General features: G+C 37.1%; 14 protein-coding genes and 2 pseudogenes. 12 read left to right on the forward strand and 4 right to left on the reverse strand.

The window, feature by feature from the left end; all coding sequences use genetic code 11:
• Positions 1 to 252: 252 nt before the first annotated feature.
• From ACJ5H0_RS17330 to ACJ5H0_RS17340, 3 genes are all read right to left on the reverse strand, one after another.
• Positions 253 to 483, reverse strand: a complete 231-nt coding sequence (locus tag ACJ5H0_RS17330; protein WP_411250890.1) for a hypothetical protein — start codon at positions 481 to 483, stop codon at positions 253 to 255.
• Entirely contained in the window at positions 476 to 1,186 is a 711-nt protein-coding gene (locus tag ACJ5H0_RS17335; protein WP_411250892.1) for a DUF4349 domain-containing protein, read from the reverse strand. The genes ACJ5H0_RS17330 and ACJ5H0_RS17335 overlap by 8 nt, the downstream gene beginning before the upstream one ends.
• A 221-nt stretch (positions 1,187 to 1,407) precedes the next feature.
• Positions 1,408 to 3,003, reverse strand: a complete 1,596-nt coding sequence (locus ACJ5H0_RS17340) for a peptide chain release factor 3 (protein ID WP_172277381.1) — start codon at positions 3,001 to 3,003, stop codon at positions 1,408 to 1,410.
• 222 nt (positions 3,004 to 3,225) lie between these two features.
• Here ACJ5H0_RS17340 and ACJ5H0_RS17345 point away from each other — a divergent pair, with 222 nt between their 5' ends.
• The 8 genes from ACJ5H0_RS17345 to ACJ5H0_RS17380 all read left to right on the forward strand — a co-directional run bounded on the left by ACJ5H0_RS17345 (position 3,226) and on the right by ACJ5H0_RS17380 (position 15,865).
• A complete protein-coding gene (locus ACJ5H0_RS17345) occupies positions 3,226 to 4,056 on the forward strand; it encodes a CPBP family intramembrane glutamic endopeptidase (RefSeq protein WP_273647387.1) in 831 nt (276 codons plus the stop codon).
• Positions 4,057 to 4,075: 19 nt separating this feature from the next.
• On the forward strand, positions 4,076 to 4,660 hold the full coding sequence (gene rdgB, locus ACJ5H0_RS17350) for an RdgB/HAM1 family non-canonical purine NTP pyrophosphatase (RefSeq protein WP_273647388.1): 585 nt from the start codon (positions 4,076 to 4,078) through the stop codon (positions 4,658 to 4,660).
• Positions 4,661 to 4,722: 62 nt separating this feature from the next.
• Entirely contained in the window at positions 4,723 to 5,637 is a 915-nt protein-coding gene (locus ACJ5H0_RS17355) for a ribonuclease Z (RefSeq protein ID WP_273647389.1), read from the forward strand.
• A gap of 8 nt (positions 5,638 to 5,645) precedes the next feature.
• Complete coding sequence (locus tag ACJ5H0_RS17360) at positions 5,646 to 6,413, forward strand: TIGR02757 family protein (protein WP_273647390.1); 768 nt, start codon at positions 5,646 to 5,648, stop codon at positions 6,411 to 6,413.
• Between the two features lie 10 nt (positions 6,414 to 6,423).
• Positions 6,424 to 6,984 (forward strand): DUF1003 domain-containing protein, encoded by a 561-nt coding sequence (locus ACJ5H0_RS17365; RefSeq protein ID WP_172277396.1) that lies wholly within the window; start codon positions 6,424 to 6,426, stop codon positions 6,982 to 6,984.
• Between the two features lie 329 nt (positions 6,985 to 7,313).
• Positions 7,314 to 9,608, forward strand: coding sequence for a choice-of-anchor L domain-containing protein (locus ACJ5H0_RS17370; RefSeq protein WP_411250898.1), 2,295 nt, complete (start codon positions 7,314 to 7,316; stop codon positions 9,606 to 9,608).
• A 183-nt stretch (positions 9,609 to 9,791) separates the two neighbouring features.
• Entirely contained in the window at positions 9,792 to 13,364 is a 3,573-nt protein-coding gene (locus ACJ5H0_RS17375; RefSeq protein WP_411250901.1) for a choice-of-anchor L domain-containing protein, read from the forward strand.
• Positions 13,365 to 13,681: 317 nt separating this feature from the next.
• A complete protein-coding gene (locus tag ACJ5H0_RS17380; protein ID WP_411250903.1) occupies positions 13,682 to 15,865 on the forward strand; it encodes a choice-of-anchor L domain-containing protein in 2,184 nt (727 codons plus the stop codon).
• A gap of 81 nt (positions 15,866 to 15,946) precedes the next feature.
• Here the strand turns inward: ACJ5H0_RS17380 and rsmA are convergent.
• Positions 15,947 to 16,708 (reverse strand): annotated as a pseudogene (gene rsmA / locus ACJ5H0_RS17385) (16S rRNA (adenine(1518)-N(6)/adenine(1519)-N(6))-dimethyltransferase RsmA); the annotation flags it as partial.
• Between the two features lie 103 nt (positions 16,709 to 16,811).
• Here rsmA and ACJ5H0_RS17390 point away from each other — a divergent pair.
• The 4 genes and pseudogenes from ACJ5H0_RS17390 to truB all read left to right on the forward strand — a co-directional run bounded on the left by ACJ5H0_RS17390 (position 16,812) and on the right by truB (position 19,641).
• Entirely contained in the window at positions 16,812 to 17,711 is a 900-nt protein-coding gene (locus ACJ5H0_RS17390; protein WP_172277411.1) for a cell division protein FtsX, read from the forward strand.
• A gap of 4 nt (positions 17,712 to 17,715) precedes the next feature.
• The gene (locus ACJ5H0_RS17395; RefSeq protein ID WP_034686639.1) at positions 17,716 to 18,012 is read left to right on the forward strand and encodes a DUF3098 domain-containing protein; all 297 of its coding nucleotides are present in this window, start codon (positions 17,716 to 17,718) and stop codon (positions 18,010 to 18,012) included.
• A gap of 80 nt (positions 18,013 to 18,092) precedes the next feature.
• On the forward strand, positions 18,093 to 18,911 hold the full coding sequence (locus tag ACJ5H0_RS17400) for an undecaprenyl-diphosphate phosphatase (protein WP_411250907.1): 819 nt from the start codon (positions 18,093 to 18,095) through the stop codon (positions 18,909 to 18,911).
• A 30-nt stretch (positions 18,912 to 18,941) separates the two neighbouring features.
• Positions 18,942 to 19,641, forward strand: a pseudogene (truB, locus tag ACJ5H0_RS17405) (tRNA pseudouridine(55) synthase TruB).
• Positions 19,642 to 19,648 lie beyond the last annotated feature (7 nt).

Below are 19,648 nucleotides of genomic sequence, written 5' to 3' on the forward strand. Positions count from 1 at the left end.
ATACACGCACCACAAAATATTAAGATATAATATTGTTTCTTTTATATGATCTTCTTTATCTATGTATTGAATAAAGTAAGATTTTATTTAATAATCACCTGACCGGACTTTGGAAATTGGTCTATACTGCCAGGTGTTCGTTTTTTAATTCTGTATCATAAAGTTAGTAAAGAATATTTTCTTTATGACCTTCCGGGCATTAAAAAAAAAATTAAAAATAAAACACCCCCAGGTCTGAAGGTGATTTTGTACTTAATGAGAAGGGCTTTTGGGAATATTTTTGTTTTTTCTTTTGTAAAAATAATATCCGATCCCTCCGATAAGGAATACAGGCCAGAAAGGCAGGAAAAATAAAAAAATACCTGTGATAACATCCCATCCTGAAGAGATGGCAGCGATCGAGCGATTACCAAAAGTTTCAGGTTCTTTATCTTCCGCATACCATGATGTTGTTCCGTACAAAGTAATTTCCAGGTCACACATAGTATTTTCCAGATAATTCTGCCCAGAAACTTCTGTTTCTTTTTTTTTCAACAGAGCCGATACTACTGAGATCAGCCATAAGATATTCAAATTTCTGGATGGGAACCTTTACTCGCAGATAAGCCGTTTTCTTATCATCATTACCCGAAGAAATACTTTCACTTCTTATAAAACCATCATATTTTCTTATTTGCTCGCTTACAAGGTCTTTGGCTGTTTCGGCGTTTTCAACTTTTAATTCCAGGGTACCCGTTTTTATCATTTTGTTTTTAGAAATATTTGCTTCTTCATTTGCCTTGTTGTTTTTATCTTTATAAACAACCCGGGTTTCTCTAATGATCTTTGGAGAAGGAACATTGATCACCATTTTTTCAGCTTTTTTTTCCGTAGAATCTTTCTTTTCTTTTTTTGATTCAAGCCGGGTGGAAGTAATCTGCTGCGAAAGGGAGTCCACACTTTTTGAGGTCGCTTCAATAGTTTCTTTGAGGTTGCTTTGAGCTTGATCAAATTCTTTGATTTTTACATTTGCAGAATCAAATACAGCATCTGCAGTGTTGGCCATCTTATTGATGCCTTCTGATGCGGCAACAACAGAACTGTCAACAGATTGTACAGCTTCTTTCAGCTGAGATTGCGTTGCTTCACTTTTTTTACATGCTATAAAGGAGGTGGATAAAGCAATAAGTAAGATATACTTTTTCATACGATTAATTTTTTTGATGAGGTAAAATTAGCTGGGTGATCAAAGCTTCGCTTGTAAAAAGACTGTATTCTTTCGGTAAAATCTTAAGTGCTATGTAATGAGGCGTTTGTATTGTTTGTAAAACTATTTTACAAATGGAGAATGCTTTTGTTTTATAGATTTTGTACAAAAAAACCGCTCAGCAGATACTGAACGGTTTTAAATTATTGGGTAACAATTTTTTATTGTTGACTGAACTCACTGATGAAATGGAGTTTGACATTCGGGAATTTCTCCTGAGTCATATGGATGGTAAACGAAGAATCTGCTAAAAATACAAGCTGGTTATACTTATCTCTTGCCAGGAATCTCTGTTTCAGCCTTGCAAATTCTTTAAATTCCTCAGATTTCTCATCTGCTTCCACCCAACATGCTTTGTGCATAGAAAGAGGTTCGTACGTACATTTTGCTCCGTATTCATGCTCAAGACGGTATTGAATAACTTCATATTGAAGCGCACCTACCGTTCCGATTATTTTTCGGTTGTTCATTTCAAGGGTAAATAACTGAGCAACCCCCTCGTCCATTAGCTGATCGATACCTTTAGCCAATTGCTTAGCTTTAAGTGGGTCGTTATTATTGATATAACGGAAATGTTCAGGAGAGAAACTAGGAATTCCTTTAAAGCTCAATTTTTCTCCACCGGTTAATGTATCACCAATCCTGAAACTTCCCGTATCGTGTAATCCTACAATATCACCAGGGAAACTTTCATCTACTACTTCTTTTTTATCTGCAAAGAAAGCATTCGGAGATGAGAATTTCATTTTTTTACCTTCTCTTACTAATAAGTAATTTTCATTTCTTTTAAAAGTTCCGGATACAATTTTAACGAATGCCAGGCGGTCTCTGTGTTTAGGATCCATATTAGCATGGATTTTGAAAACGAATCCTGTAAAATTATTTTCCTCAGGTTTTACAATTCGGGTATCGCTTTCTTTAGGTTGTGGCATCGGTGCAATTTCTATAAAAGCATCCAATAATTCACGTACCCCAAAGTTGTTCAAAGCAGATCCAAAGAAAACCGGCTGTAAATCACCTTTCATATAATCTTCACGACTGAATTCCGGGTAAACGGATTGCACGAGCTCCAGCTCATCACGTAAAGTTTTAGCCGCTTTTTCCCCGATCAGTTCATCGATGGCAGGATCGTTGATATCATCAAATTTAACCGTCTCACCAACTTTTTGCTTTTTTTCCTCCAGAAATAACTGGATATTGTTTTCCCAGATATTATAAATACCCTGGAAGTCACTACCCATTCCAATTGGCAGGGAAAGAGGGACTACACTAAGACCCAGTTTTTGTTCAACTTCATCTAACAAGTCAAAAGCATCCTTACCTTCACGGTCCAGTTTATTAATGAAAACCAGCATCGGGATGTTTCTCATTCTACAAACCTGAACCAGTTTTTCTGTTTGTTCCTCAACTCCTTTTGCCACGTCTATCACGACGATTACGGAATCAACTGCAGTTAATGTTCTATACGTGTCTTCGGCAAAATCCTTGTGCCCGGGAGTATCCAGAATGTTTATTTTGTGCCCTTTGTATTCAAAAGCCAATACGGAAGTGGCAACAGAGATCCCTCTCTGTCTTTCAATTTCCATAAAGTCGGAGGTAGCTCCTTTTTTTATCTTGTTGGATTTTACTGCACCAGCTTCCTGAATAGCTCCCCCGAAAAGAAGTAACTTTTCCGTCAAGGTTGTTTTTCCGGCATCAGGGTGAGAAATAATCCCAAATGTTTTTCTTTTTTGTATTTCTTTGATTAAGTCTGACATAGTGTATTTTGAAGTTGCAAAAATCGTGATTTTTTATGACGCTGTCAAATAAATTACAAAACAAAAAGAAAACTCTCCGGTATATTCGGAATCAAAGGATAACCGGAATGTAGGAACCGAATCACTTTCCGGAATTTAAACAGCCCTAAGAATTTTCTTTTTTTGTTGTTTAAGGCCTTCAAAAAAATTACCTTTGTTCCTTAATTATTACAAAGGAAAAACATGAAAAACAGCAGATATCCAAACTATACTTTTACATGGATCGGTGGCGTTGTTTTATTAGGAGGATTATTTGTGGGAACCTTGTTCGTTACTTTTCTGAACTTCTTTTGGATGCTGATTTTTAAAGAAAACCTACAGCTCAAAGATTGGTTTTTTATGTTATCCAATGCAGCAGGATTTTTAACGGCAATTGCTTTTTTTGATTTTTTCATTGTTAGGCCTACCACAAAACAAAAGCTGAATTTCAATTTTTCTCCTACCAATTTCTATACCTATCTTCTGATTTTTCCAATGATGATAGGGATGATGTTTATTTCTGAGTTTATAACCTCTCAGATTCCTGTAACCGGGCCTTTTTTCGGGAAATATTATGAGTTTTTCAGTGAGTTGATGAATCAGCTGACAGATGATCCTGTCGTTATGATCATAACGGCTGTGATTATGGCTCCGATCTTTGAAGAAATTATTTTTAGAGGAATTATTCAGAAAGGACTTATCAATAAAGGAGTAAAACCCTGGAAAGCGATCTTGTATGCTTCCATTATTTTTGGACTGGTGCATGGGAATCCATGGCAGTTTGTGGGAGCAGTTCTGCTGGGCTGCGTTTTAGGGATTGTTTATGAAAGAACAAAGTCGCTTTTATTGCCGATGTTGCTGCATGGCTTTAATAACTTATGTTCATCATTATTGATTACGTATACAAAAAATGAAAGTTTTTCAGAAGCATTTAAAATTTCTGAATGGATATTGCTGGTAGTGGGGATTATACTTTTTTCTCTGTTTTACTATCTCTTTATGAAAAAGTACAAGGTACATTACGCTGAAATTTAATTAAAAAAATGAAAAGGATATGGAATTATTAGTTGCAACGCACAATCAACATAAAAAGGAAGAAATTCAACAAATATTAGGAGGAGGTTATACCGTCAAAAGTCTTACGGATTACGACATCCACGAGGAGATTGTAGAGGATGGAGACTCTTTTAATGCCAACGCCCTTATCAAGGCAAAATATTGTTTTGAAAAGACAGGGATTCCAAGTCTTGGAGATGACAGCGGATTGGTTGTGGAATCTTTGGACGGTCGTCCGGGGATTTTTTCGGCACGTTATGCAGGAGATCATGATTTTGCAAAAAATATAGAAAAAGTTTTAGGCGAAATGGAAGGCGTTGAAAACAGAAAAGCTTATTTTATTACAGTCTTATGTTATTATGATGAAAACGGAGCTCAATATTTTGAAGGGAGGGCTTACGGAAATCTGTTGACAGAGAATAAAGGACATAAAGGATTTGGATATGATCCGATTTTTGTTCCGGAAGGGCATGAAAGAACATTTGCTGAAATGAATCCTGAAGACAAAAATAAGATCAGCCACCGGAAACAGGCTTTGGATTTGTTTCTGGATCACCTTAAAGTTGCCGGTGAATATCAATAATAGTTTTAGAAACAGGCATATCCAAAATTTCTGTCGTACATTTGCTATAATAAACTATTGATTTGAGTACTTATTTAACGATATTAGGCTTTAATTCAGCAATTCCTACGATTAATACCTCTCCCACGGCACAGTTGCTTGAAATGGAAGAAAGACATTTCCTGATCGATTGTGGAGAAGGTACACAGGTTCAGTTGAGAAAAGCCAAAGCAAGGTTTTCAAAGATTAATCATATTTTTATTTCCCATCTTCATGGGGATCATTGTTTCGGGTTACCGGGACTTATTGCTTCTTTCCGTTTGCTGGGCAGGGAAACTCCTTTACACGTGTATGGTCCTAAGGGGATTAAAAAAATGCTGGAAACCATTTTTACCATTACGGAAACCCATCGTGGATTTGAAGTTATTTATCACGAGCTGGACAAGGATTATTCCGAAAAGATCTATGAGGACAATAGAGTAGAGGTGTTTACAATTCCTTTGGATCACAGGATTTACTGTAACGGTTATCTTTTTAAGGAAAAGCCGAAGGACAGACATATCAATATGAAGGAGATAGCCAAGTACAATGAAATTGAAGTATGTGATTATCATAATATAAAAGCAGGGAAGGACTTTGTGCTTAGTGACGGATATGTTCTGAAAAACGAAATCCTAACAGTGGATCCTATGCCATCGGTTTCGTATGCTTTTTGTAGTGATACAAGATATCTGGAATCTGTGATTCCTATTATAAAGAATGTTACTGTTTTGTATCATGAATCAACCTTTTTACATGATTTAAAGGAAATGGCGGATTATACCGGACATGCAACGGCTTTGGAAGCAGCTACGATAGCACAGAAAGCGGAGGTAGGTAAACTTATTCTTGGGCATTTTTCCAACAGATATGGAGATCTGACCGTATTTACCGATGAGGCAAGAACTGTTTTTCCTAATACATTCCTGCCGAAAGCATTGGAAAGTGTGAAAATTTAGATGAAGTTATGAATTTTGAAGAGTTAAGAGATTTTTTGAATGAAAAATCGGATCAGTATAATAACTATGATTTTATTGAAGATGATCCGATCCAGATTCCCCATCGTTTTTCCTTAAAGCAGGATATTGAGATTGCAGGTTTCCTGGCCGCAACCATATCGTGGGGAAACAGAAAATCTATTATCCGTTCTGCAGAAAAAATGCTGGATATCATGGGGAACTCTCCATACGATTTTGTTATGAATTTTTCAGAAAAAGATCTGGATTCGATTCGGGACAAAAGTATCCACAGAACTTTTAACGGAGAAGACTTTACTTATTTTATACAGCAATTTAATAAGGTTTACAGAGAAAATGAAAGCCTGGAAAATCTTTTCCTGATCAAAGATTCCGAATTTAATTTTTTGCATGCTATTGAAAGGTTCAGGACTTCTTTCTTAGAAACATCTAAACACAGAAGCCATAAGCATGTGAGCTCACCTTACAAAAATTCATCTTCCAAAAGAATCATTATGTTCTTACGGTGGATGGTTAGAAAAGATAAACGAAGTGTAGACTTTGGTATCTGGGAAAATATAGACCCGAAATACCTGTCGATTCCGCTGGATGTTCATACCGGGAACATTTCGAGAAAGCTTAGTCTGATTACAAGAACTCAGAACGACTGGAAAACAGTAGAAGAGCTCGATCAGGTAATCAGGCAGTTTGATGATAAGGATCCTGCAAAATATGATTTTGCATTATTTGGATTAGGAGTTAGTAAAGAATTTTTATAAAGAGGAAATAATGAAATCAAACACTGAAAAAACAGAAGTTCTTGAAAGGATTGCTAATGGAATTACGTGGTGGATTGGTTCTATTCCATCCCTTATAGCCCATACCTTATTTTTTATTATTTCATTTCTGCTGCCTTTACTTCATATTGTAGAATTTGATAAAATGCTTCTTATCCTTACTACCGTAGTTTCATTGGAAGCCATTTACCTGGCAATATTCATTCAGATGTCTGTTAACAGGAGCCACGAAAAGATCGAAGATATCCAGGAAGATATTGAGGATATTCAGGAAGACATTGAAGAGATCAGTGAAGATATAGAGGAAATCAGCGAAGATATCGAAGAGATCAGTGAGGATATCGAAGAAATTAACGAAGATATTGAAGATATTCAGGAAGATATTGAGGAGATCAATGAGGATGAAGACGATGAAGATCATAATGAACGGGCAAAAAAAGTGATATTGAAAAGCAGTGTGAATTCCAACAAGAACGAGATAAAAGCTTTAAAAGATCAGATATTAAGGCTTCAGAATGAAATTGATGATCTAAAAAAAGATGGTTCAATATAGATACAATATACTTCTTGAGTGTGTGAAACTCTTTTTTTTATAAGTCTTATTTTTATTTAAATTTTAATTTTTCTGATTTTGAGCGAAATATTAAATATTTTATTTCCAAATACGGATACTGTTATTGTTTAATTTCAGTGAATTATTTTTTTAGTATTTATTTTATCTAATTACTGCTTTTGATTCGTAAAATATTAACATCATATGTTTATTTTTGCTATTTTTGAACAAACAATACCAAAATGTTAAATTATAGACTAAAAAACTACTTTTTCTTTTTAATATTGCTATTAGCCCCGCTCTTTTCGTTTTCCCAAAATGTAGGGAAATTGCCTCAAAGAAAGCCACAAAAGGAAAAAAGTACGGCAGCAAGTCTGAAGGCTGGAGCATTTATTGATGTAAATGTTGCCTCGTATGCTCCATCTGCTTTTACGCCCACACAGCTTGTTACAGACATCCTGATTAACGGAGGTACAAACTGCTCAACTCCGAATGTGACGAATGTTACAGTAAGCCCGAATCATGATGTTGCAAATAATGACAGATTTTGGGGGTATTTTCACAGAGCTACTACCAATTTTCCTTTCAAAGACGGAATTGTACTTACTACGGGTTATGCAAGACAGGCCGGGAATTCTCTGGTAAGCGGAAGCTTATCCGGAAGTATTTCTATGCAAGGTGATGCTGACCTCGCAGCAGCTACAGGAACTAACCTGAGTAACCAACGGGATGCAGTTGCATTGGAATTTGATTTCGTACCCAACTCCAATCAGGTAAAATTTAATTATTTATTTGCTTCTGAAGAATATACAGGAGGTTATCCGTGTAATTATTCTGATGCGTTTGCATTATTGATAAAACCTGTAGCAGGTGGACCTTACGTGAATGTCGCTGTACTTCCGGGAACAGCAGGTGCAGTAAGTGTAACGAATATACGTCCTGCAAACCAGGATAATGGGTCTCCATTAACTTGCGGAGCTCTTAACGACTCTTATTTTGCGGGTTATAATACTTCAAATATAGAAACAAACTATAACGGAAGAACCATTCCTTTAACAGCCATTGCCGATGTAACGCCTGGTGTTGCTTATCATTTTAAAATGGTTTTATCAGACTACAATGACCAAAGTTTAGATTCAGCTGTTTTTTTAGAAGGTGGATCCTTTGATATCGGAATTAAAATTGTTGATGGAAATGGTACGGTTTTACCGGGCACGGTAAACATGTGTGATAATACTCCACAGATATTAAAAGCACAGGTAGTTACAGTACCGGGAATGACCTTTCAGTGGTTTAAAGATGGCGTTCCGATTCCGGGAGCTACCAACATTCAGTATGTGGCGACACAGCCTGGCGTTTATGAGGTGAAAGTTTCGGTACCTGGAAATCAGTGTCCGGGATCAGCAACTATTACGATTGTTGGAGGAACAACTCCTACAGCACATGATGCAGTGCTTAAGATTTGTACGACGCCAAATGCTTTAAACTTTGATTTAAATACAGCAATGCCATTGATCAGTACTACTGCGGGAGCTGTGTTTCACTTTTATGTAAATCAGGCAGACGCAGTTGCCCAAAATAATAATTTCATAAACAACCTAGCCAGCTACGACGGGACTGACGGACAAATTTTGTATGTAGTAGTTTCTAATGGTGCATTTTGTAGCAAAATGGTAAAGTTGACATTGAGAAAAGAAGCGACTCCTGTAACACAGCTGATTTCTTCAAAAATGAAAATCTGTTCCGGTGAATCTGTTCTTTTAACAGCTTCTGGTGGTGCCACATACCAATGGAGTGACGTTTCAACAAACGGACCTACAAGAACAGTAAGTCCAACTCAGACGACTACGTATACCGTATATGCGATTGGTGTGCAGGGTTGTAAATCATTACAACCGGCTACGGTAACAGTAGAAGTGGTTCCGGCTATTACCTCTAATCTTACCGGAGGAATGATCTGTACCGGAGATCAGATTACGTTAGATGCCGGAGCTGGTCCTAACTATACTTATACCTGGAATACAGGAGCAACAACACAAACGATTACTGTAGCAACAAACGGTACGTACACCGTTACTATTGACAATGGTGTTTGTTCTAAGGTATTTACAACACAGGTAATTAAAGCAGTGATACCAACTGTCATTAAAGTGGATTATAACTCCAGTGGTACGATGGTTATTACCGCAAGTAATCCGAGTAACGGAATTTTAGAATATTCTATTGATAATGGATTAACATGGCAGCCTTCCAATATATTCAATAATGTTCCAAAAAATAAGCTGATATCGATCAGGGTTCGTGTGAAGAATACCAGTTGTGTAGGGTTTCTTGAATACTTTACATTTATGATGAAAAATGTAATTACTCCTAACGGAGATAATGTAAACGATATCATCGATTTTAGAGGAATCAATGAGTATAAAGATTTTACTGCAAGTATCTTTGATCGCTACGGGCGAGAAGTCTATAAAGCCGAAAAAGTAAGGCCTTATTGGGATGGATATTTCCAGGGCAAGCGTTTACCTACTGCATCATATTGGTATCAGGTGACTTTTGAAGATCCTGCCAGTAAGGAAAAAGCAGTGAAAACCGGCTGGATCCTCCTGAAGAATTTTGAATAAAATATTAATCATATTTGCAAAAAGACTAACGATTCGTTAGTCTTTTTGTGTTTTATTAAATTATAAAGAGTATTTTAAGATAAATATGTTTACATTATTAACAATACAATTTGAATAGATTTGAGTTTCAATTAAAAAAAATAGTATTTTTGTTTAAAACAATATAAAATGTTAAATAGGAGGATGAGAAGTTTATTTCTGGCTTTATTTTTAGTTCTTGCAGGTAATATAGTGTTCTCCCAGAACAGGGGTCAAAACATTAAACTAAAACAACCTACAGCTGAAAGTATGAAAGCCGGAGCATTTATTGATGTAAATGCAGCCGGATATCCAGAATCTAACTATAACATTACTCAGTTGGTAAAAGATGTTCTTATCGCAGGAGGTTCTACGTGTACCACAGCCAATGTAAGTAATGTAAATGTATCTCCTAATCTACCAACAACAGATCAGAACAGAAGCTGGGGTTATTTTAATAAGGCAGGGACCAACTTTCCATTTTCAAAAGGTATTGTCCTTGTAACGGGATTTGCCAGAAAAGCAGGAAATAACTTTCAAAGTGTCTTAAGCGATCCACTTCCTTCAGGAGGTGACGTTGACTTAGCAACAGCCCTGAATGTTAATAATGCCAATTTAAGGGATGCTACTTATATCGAATTTGACTTTGTACCTAGTTCTACTGAAGTTTCTTTTCGATACTTATTTGCTTCTAAAGAATATTCACCATCAGGAACTTTTACGTGTAGTATCGCAGATGGCTTTGCCTTATTATTGAAAAAAGTCGGTGATCCTACTTATACTAATTTAGCAGTTTTACCCAATGGTGCAGGTCCTGTAAGTGTAACCAATATTATTCCTTCAGGCTTGGCTTGTGGTCCTAAAAATGCACAATATTTTGCAGGAATGAATAATCCTCAGGTTGAAACCAACTTTGACGGACGCACGGTTCCTTTAACAGCAAAGGCAACGGTAATTCCAGGTGAAACCTATCATTTTAAAATGGTTTTAGCGGATTATCAGGACGTAAATTTTGATTCTGCCGTTTTTTTGGAAGCAGGATCCTTCGATATCGGAGTTCAGATTTTAGGTCCCGGAGGAGTAGCGCTTCCTCCATCTATTAATATGTGTGACAATACTCCTCAGGTACTTACTGCATCGATTCAGAATGCTACGGCTTCCTATCAGTGGTTCTTGAATAATAATCCTATTGCTGGAGCTACCAACGCGACTTATACAGCGACCCAACCAGGAGTTTATACGCTTCAGGTGCTTCTTGCAGGAAATACATGTCCCGGAACGGCTACTGTAACGATCGTAGGCGGAACTTCACCTACGGTACAAAATGCAACGTTGACAGCCTGCTATGCTCCAGGAAATGCAATATTTAATTTACCGGCTGCTCAAACATCGATCAGTACAACTCCAGGAGCTACATTTGCTTATTATGCCAATTTAGCGGATGCCAATGCCGGAAATGGAAATACGATAGCAACACCGGCGACATATTCAAGTCCTGGAGGACAGACGGTCTATGTTCTGGTTAAAAACGGATTTTGTTCAAAAGTAGCTCAGCTCCAGTTGATCAAAGCCCCTCAAATGACCGGGACAATAGCTCCTCCTACAGCGCTTACATGTGCTAATTCACAAATAACATTAAATGCATCGACTTCTGTATATCCTGCAGGATCTACATTTAACTGGACTACCACAGGTGGAAATATTGTTTCCGGAGGAAACACTTTAACTCCTGTAGTGAATGCGGCCGGAACTTACACATTGACTATTTCCAATACCTACCAGCCCGGAAATGTAGTGTGTACAGCAACTGCAACCGTTACTGTAGTAGGGGATAGTGCTCCTCCAACTACGACTGTATCGGCAACTAAAGTATTAATCTGTGCAGGGGAGACTGTAACATTAACTGCTTCCGGTGGGGCTACGTACAATTGGACGGGATTACCGGGGACGGGAAATACGCAAACCGTAACACCAGCCACTACCACCACTTATACGGTAACTGCTGTTGGAGCAAATGGATGTGTTTCTCAAAATCCTGCAAGTATAACAATTGAGGTTTCCCAACCTATTACAGTGCAAAATGCTACTTTGCTTAAATGTTATCAACCAGGTAATTTAACATATGATCTTACTTCTGCTCAGCCACAAATTACAACGGTAGGAACGGCAACCTTTGCTTACTATGCCAATTTAGCGGACGCTAATGCAGGAAACGCTAATACGATTGCAGTACCAACAGCTTATCCGACGCCAGGGAATGTAACGGTTTATGTTCTGGTGAAGAATGGCGGATGTAGTTATGTAGTCAATCTGCAGCTATTAAAAACTGCCGAAACAACATTAACGATTGCAACTCCACCAACTATTACATGTACCACGACACAGATTACATTGGACGCATCGGCATCAGTCGTGCCGGCAGGTTCTTCCATATTATGGACTACAACAGGGGGCAATATTGTTTCAGGGGCCAATACATTAACACCGGTTGTTAATGCAGGGGGAACGTATACATTAACAGTACAGAATACAACACAGCCTGGAAATGTAAACTGTAGCTACACAGCCAATGTTACGGTGGTGGAAAATAAAACACCACCAACGGCAACCTTAACTTCTTCCCACGCTCAAATTTGTGTAGGAGAGTCGGTGACTTTAACAGCCGGCGGAGGAGTAAGCTATAACTGGACGGGTCTAACCGGAAACGGGAGTACACAAACGGTTTCTCCGACAGTCACTACAACTTATACTGTATATGCTGTAGGAGCTAATGGATGTATTTCAACAAACCCTGCAACGGTTACCGTGATCGTAGGGCCACCGGTTGCATCAGTGACTGCCTCAAAATCAAAAATATGTGCCGGAGAATCTGTTACATTAACAGCTTCCGGAGGGATTACTTATAATTGGGTCGGATTGACCGGAAACGGAAATACCCAAGTGGTTTCTCCAACGGTTACAACAACTTACTCAGTATATGCGCTGGGAGGGAACGGATGTACATCACTGGTTCCTGCCACGATTACAATTGAAGTGGTGCCAGCTATTACCTCTACCTTACAGGATGTATATGTTTGTGCCGGTGATACAGGAATCCTGGATGCCGGAAGTGGCCCGAATTACACTTATATATGGAGTAACGGAGCAACGACTCAAACAATTTCAACAAATATTACAGGAACCTATACGGTTACCATAAGTAATGGAACCTGTTCGAAAGCGTTTACCGCTCAGCTATTAAATCCTAATCTGCCACAGTTCACCAATATTGTTTATGAAAACCATGTGCTGACTTTAAGTGCAACCAATCCTACCGGAGGAACATTGGAATATTCTATTGACGGAGGGCTTACCTGGCAGAATTCCAATATATTTAATAATGTACTAAATAACACAAATTATAATCTGATGGTAAGGGTAAAGGATGCCAAATGTAGTACCTCATTAAGCTACTTCACCTTTGTGATTAGTAATGCTATCACTCCTAACTCAGATGGAAAGAATGACACAATCGACTTTTCAGGAATAAGCGGATATAATAATTTTGCGGCTTCTATTTTCAACAGATATGGACAGGAACTCTTTAAAGCTACTAAGTTAGAACCTGCCTGGAATGGAACAGTAAAAGGATTAGCCCTGCCAACTGCTACTTATTGGTACAGAGTACAGTGGGAGAATCCTGCGAGTAAAAAATTAGAATTACGAACAGGATGGATATTGTTGAAAAACAGGAATTAATTTTTAAAAATATACTCTTAAATGTAAGCCTTTCATAATTGAAAGGCTTTGTTTTTTTAACATAATAATGTTAAATATGTATGTGGTATGTTTAAAAATAATTTAAATTTGTTGAAACAAAAATATTATGAAGAGATATCTCCTGTTGTTTTCTTTTTTTTTTAGTTTCGCTGAATATTTATCATTCACAAAGTATTAATCCCAGAAAAGTTCCTAAGCCAAGACCTAATTTAGCTGCCAAAGCAGGGGCGTTTATCGATGTAAATGCACCGGGATATAATGAGTCTGCTTACAACATTACTCAGCTTGTAAAAGACGTGCTTATTTCATCAGGAACAAACTCATGTGTTACTCCCAATGTGTCAAATGTCCAGGTAAATCCTTCTTTACCGGCAAGTGATGTCAATAGGGCGTGGGGTTACTTTCATAAGGGTACCACAAACTTTCCCTTTAAAGATGGAATTGTACTTGTGACCGGAAAGGCGAACAGGACCGGAAACAGCTATATAGATGTATTGAGTCCTTTAAGTGACCTTGTCGGTACAGGAAGCGACCCGGATCTGGTAGCTGCTACCAATCCGTCAGTGAATCTAAATGATGCTGTTGTATTGGAGTTTGATTTCGTTCCTACTTCTTCGCAGGTGAAATTTAATTATTTATTTGCTTCCGAAGAATATACAACATCCTTTCCATGCAGTTATTCCGATGCATTTGCGCTGTTGCTTAAACCTGTAGCGGGTACAGCACCTTACGTCAATATGGCGGTATTACCCAGTGGTGCAGGACCTGTAAGTGTAACCAATATTCACCCGGATACTCAGTTTGATGGGAGCCCTTTGAGTTGTGGAGCAATTAATCCAACATTCTTCGGAGGATATAATACAACTAATATTGAGACTAATTTTAACGGTAGAACCGTTCCTCTTACGGCTACCGCAACGGTAATTCCGGGACAGGCCTATCATTTCAAAATGGTTCTTGCTGATGCGATCGATACAAGTTATGATTCAGCGGTATTTTTAGAAGGTGGATCTTTTAATATAGGAGTGGAATTATTGGATCCGGATGGAGGCACATTGCCATCAGATATCAATGTTTGTGATAATGTTCCTCAGGTACTGACAGCTTCAGTGAGTGATCCTAATATGGCGTATCAATGGTATTACAACGGTGCCATTGTACCGGGAGCAACAACCAATACCATTACAGCAGTACAGCCGGGAACCTATACTATTGAAGTTACTTTTCCGGGAAATCCATGTCCGGGGAAAGCATCTATACAGATTCATGGGGGGACAACTCCTAATGCCAATGATGCTACGCTATTGTTATGCTCTACGCCGGATGTCACAACATTTGATTTGACTACAGCAATGCCTTCAATAAGTACAACACCTAATGCGGTATTCCATTTTTATGAAAATCAGGCAGATGCTTTAGCGCAAAATGATAATTATATTACCACTCCGCTTAATTATAATGGTAATGATGGACAGATTTTATATGTTGTGGTGTCTAATGGAGGGTTCTGTAGTCGGCTGATTAAATTAACTTTATCAAAAGAGGTTACCCCTACCGCACATGTTGTTTCCACAAAACTGAAAATATGTCCGGGAGATTCGGTAGACCTTACGGCTACTGGCGGAGTTACTTACCAATGGAGTAATTTCCCGGGAACCGGTAATACACAAACCGTAACTTTATTCAATACTACAACGTTTACAGTATATGCTATCGGAGCAAAAGGATGTAAATCATTGCAGCCTGCTACAATCACAGTAGAAGTAGTTCCGGAAATAACCTCTCCTTTGAAAGATGTTGAAATGTGTATCGGAGACAGAATTACACTGGATGCGGGAGCCGGACCTAATTATACTTATTTATGGAGTACGGGTGAAACGACGCAAACGATTTCTGTAGACCAATTGGGTATTTATTCTGTTACTATAGATAATGGGTACTGTACAAAAGTATTCACGGTGAAAGTGATGGGAGCTACGCTGCCTTTTATCACCGGATTAAATTATGGCAATAATACATTAACAATCACAGCGGTAAATCCATCGCTTAATAATATTCCGGGAGTACTTGAGTATTCTATTGATAACGGAATTTCATGGCAGGCCTCTAACGTGTTTACGGGGTTATTGGATAATACAACATATAATCTTCAGGTAAGGATACAGGGAACACATTGTGTGGGAACACTTGACTTCTTTACTTTAAAGATTTCCAATATTATTACTCCTAACGAAGATGGAATCAATGATGTTCTTGACCTGTCGTCTCTAAAGAACTTTAATAACTTTACCGGATCTATTTATGACAGATATGGTGTGGAAATGTTCAGGTTCTCTAAAGAAAATCCGATCTGGGATGGAACCGTAGGAGGAAAGAGATTATCTACCGCTACGTACTGGTATAAATTTAACTTTGAATATCCTAAATCAAAAGCCCAGATGAACTGGTCCGGTTGGATATTACTTAAAAACAGAGAATAAATTATTTATTTATAGATTGTAAATTGAAAAGCCTTTCAGATATCTGAAAGGCTTTTCCTATTTCTTTATTTCTTAGTTTTATTATGCGTTTTCTTTCCACTGTTTTGTAAAAGAAATAAAATCGTTAACGCTGAGTTCTTCAGCTCTCTTATCTAAAAATTCATGCGTTTTTAATGCTTCAGGAATATTCAGTATTTTAAGAGAGTTGGATAATTTCTTTCTCCTCTGGTTGAATCCTGCCTTTACAATTTGCTTAAACAGGACTTCATTGCCAGCTAAACCTTCTTTGGGATTTCTGGTTAACCTGATAACTCCTGATTTTACCTTTGGTGGCGGGTTGAAAACATTTTCATGAACAGTAAACATATAGGATACATCATAGTACGCCTGAATAAGAACAGATAAAATGCCATAGTCTTTTGTTCTCGGAACGGCAGCTGTTCTTTCTGCAACTTCCTTCTGGAACATTCCTACCATTTCAGGAATAAGCTCATAATGATCTATGATCTTAAAAAGGATCTGCGAAGATATATTATAGGGGAAATTGCCAATAATAGCAAGCTGTTCATTATTGATAAAAGCAAAATCCTGCTTTAAAAAATCTCCTACGAAATTTTTATCTGTAATTTTTGAATAATGATTTTTCAAATATTCGATGGACTCGTTATCAATTTCAGCAAGATAAATATATTGGTCTTTTTCCAATAGATATTTTGTAAGGACTCCCATTCCCGGACCAACCTCCATGATATTATTGTAGTTTTCAAAGCTTAAGCCTTCTACAATTTTTCTCGCTATGTTTTCATCTGTCAGGAAGTGTTGACCAAGATGTTTTTTTTGCTTTTACACTCAAAGTTTTTTTATGATTTTGTTAACAATGATTTTCTTTTTTTTCGTCCCAAATTTCGGAAGATTTTTTCTATTTTAGCCAAAAAATTTAATATTAATGGCGAAATCTGTAGATGAATTTAATAAGAAGAGACTTAGGTCCAGCAATATTACAGTGGTAATTAGTATTGCCTTAGTGTTATTTTTGTTAGGATTAATGGGATTGATTTTAATTAATGCCCAGAAATATTCTGACTATATCAAGGAGCAGTTGGTTGTAAACGCATACTTTGATGAAAACTATGACGCTAAAGATTCTGTTAAAATTGCGAAACTGGAAGAAGAAACTTTTAAAAAAGTACAGACTTTAGCCCCCGTAAAAAGGGCAACCTATATTTCAAGAGAGATGGCTGCTAAGGAAGCAAAAGCCAGTATGGGAATTGATAGTGATGCACTTTTTGAAGAAAATATCTTCCCTTCATCTATCGAAGTTGCCTTAAAACCAGAGTATGTGGATCCGGCAAAAATTGATGCGGCTATTAAAACGCTGAAATCCGTTCCCGGTATTGTAGATGTAAAGAATAACAGTACCCTGATGGTAGATGTTTATAATAATCTGAACAGAATCTTGAAATGGATCTTAGGCTTTTCTATACTATTCCTTATTTTAGCGGTTGTCTTGATTAACAATTCAATCCGTCTGAAAATATTCTCCAAAAGATTTATTATTAAAACCATGCAGCTTGTAGGGGCAAAGAGAAGATTTATCCTGAAACCATTTATTGTTGAGGCTTTGATTTTGGGTTGTATAGGCTCTGTTATCGGACTTCTGGCGCTATTTGGAGTATGGTATTATTTCACGAGTCAGATCGGGTCTGCATTTGTTCAGAATAATCAGCAATATTTCTGGCTTGTTATACTGGTATTCGGAGTAGGAATTTTTATTACTGTTTTAAGTACCATTGTTGCTACCTGGAGATTCTTGAGAACAAACGTTGACGATTTATATTACTCTTAAAAAGATGAGCAAAAAAACAAATAAATTTTCTGCAGCTGAGTTTGGTACGGATACCAAAGCTCCACAGGAAAACACTTTTTATTTCGGACAACAAAACTTTAAATGGATGCTGATTGGATTAGCATTCATTGTAGTAGGTTTTCTCCTGATGATGGGTGCCGATGCTAATACTGTCGATGGAAAATATGATCCGAACTCATGGAACGACGGTATCTTCTCTATTCGCAGAATCCGGATAGCTCCATTATTTGTAGTTATCGGTTTCGTTATAGAAGTATATGCGATTTTAAAAAGAAAATAATTTTTTATTTAAGATTAAGAAGTTTTAGAAATTCGGAGTTTTCCGGATTTCAGGCTTTTTAATCTTTTAATTTTATACATATGGATTTATTCAAAGCAATTATTATTGCCATTATAGAAGGTCTTACTGAGTATCTTCCAATTTCTTCTACGGCCCACATGGGTTTCACGGCTAGCTTAATGGGATTGCCGGAAGATGAATTTTTAAAAATGTTTCAGGTATCTATTCAGTTTGGTGCTATTTTATCAGTGGTGGTTGCTTATTGGAAAAAGTTCTTTGATTTTAATAATATTAAATTCTATTATAAGCTTGCCTTTGCGGTAATACCGGCTTTGGCTTTGGGATATCTTTTTGATGATAAGATTGAAGCTGTTCTTGGAAATCAGATCGCTATTTCGTCTGTTTTGGTTTTAGGTGGAATCGTTTTATTATTTGCAGATACCTGGTTTAAAAACCCGACAATTGATGATGAAAAGGGAATCACTATCAAGAAAGCCGTGACCATAGGTTTTTGGCAGTGTCTTGCAATGATGCCGGGAACAAGCAGAAGTGCTGCTTCTATTATCGGAGGAATGACACAGGGATTAACGCGAAAGGCGGCCGCAGAATTTTCATTTTTCCTTGCTGTTCCTACGATGCTAGCAGTTACTGTGTACTCAGTTTTTGTAAAAACTTGGGGAAAAGAAACTCCTAATCCTCAGAAAGGATATGAAATGATTTTGTCATCACAAGATCATCTTACTATTTTTATCATTGGAAATATCGTGGCATTTATTGTGGCTTTGATTGCTATTAAAGCTTTTATCGGAGTTCTTAATAAATATGGTTTCAAACCTTGGGGATGGTATCGTATTTTTGTAGGAATAGCTTTATTGATTTATTTCTATTTCTTTAAATAAATTATTCTCTTATCTATTTATTACCAATTTATGACTGCCGAAAATATACTTGAAGGCCATATATTTTTACTTGATAAACCTTTGGATTGGACCTCTTTCCAGGCCGTTAATAAAATGAAATATAAACTCAAAAGTGAGTTTAAACTTCCTAAAAAATTTAAGATTGGGCATGCCGGAACTTTAGATCCTAGAGCAACAGGTTTACTCATTGTCTGTACCGGGAAATTCACTAAAAAAAATTCCTGAAATACAGGATGCCCCTAAAGAATATTGGACTGAAATAAAGATAGGGGTTCAGACGGAATCTTATGATACTGAAAAACCTGAAATTCTTCATCAGGATATTTCAAACGTTTCCGAGGAGCGGGTAAGAGCAGTTTTACAGAAATTTGTTGGAGAAATAGACCAGAAACCTCCGGTTTTTTCTGCTATAAAAATTGATGGGAAAAGAGCTTATAATCTTGCGAGAGCAGGTGAAGAAGTAGAGATGAAGTCAAGAAAAACTACTATTTTTTATCTTAATAATATTCAGATTGATTTTCCTTTTGTGAGTTTTACGGTAGGATGTTCAAAGGGGACCTATATCCGGAGTCTTGCACATGATATTGGGCAGGAGCTTGGTGTTGGTGCATATTTAACGCAACTGAGACGTACGAAGATCGGGGAATATAAGATAGAAGACAGTACAGAAAAGTTTTTAGAAAATGATTTTAAATTTGAAAGTATATGAAAAAAAC

The organism is Chryseobacterium proteolyticum, assembly GCF_046591535.1.
GTDB lineage: Bacteria > Bacteroidota > Bacteroidia > Flavobacteriales > Weeksellaceae > Chryseobacterium > Chryseobacterium proteolyticum.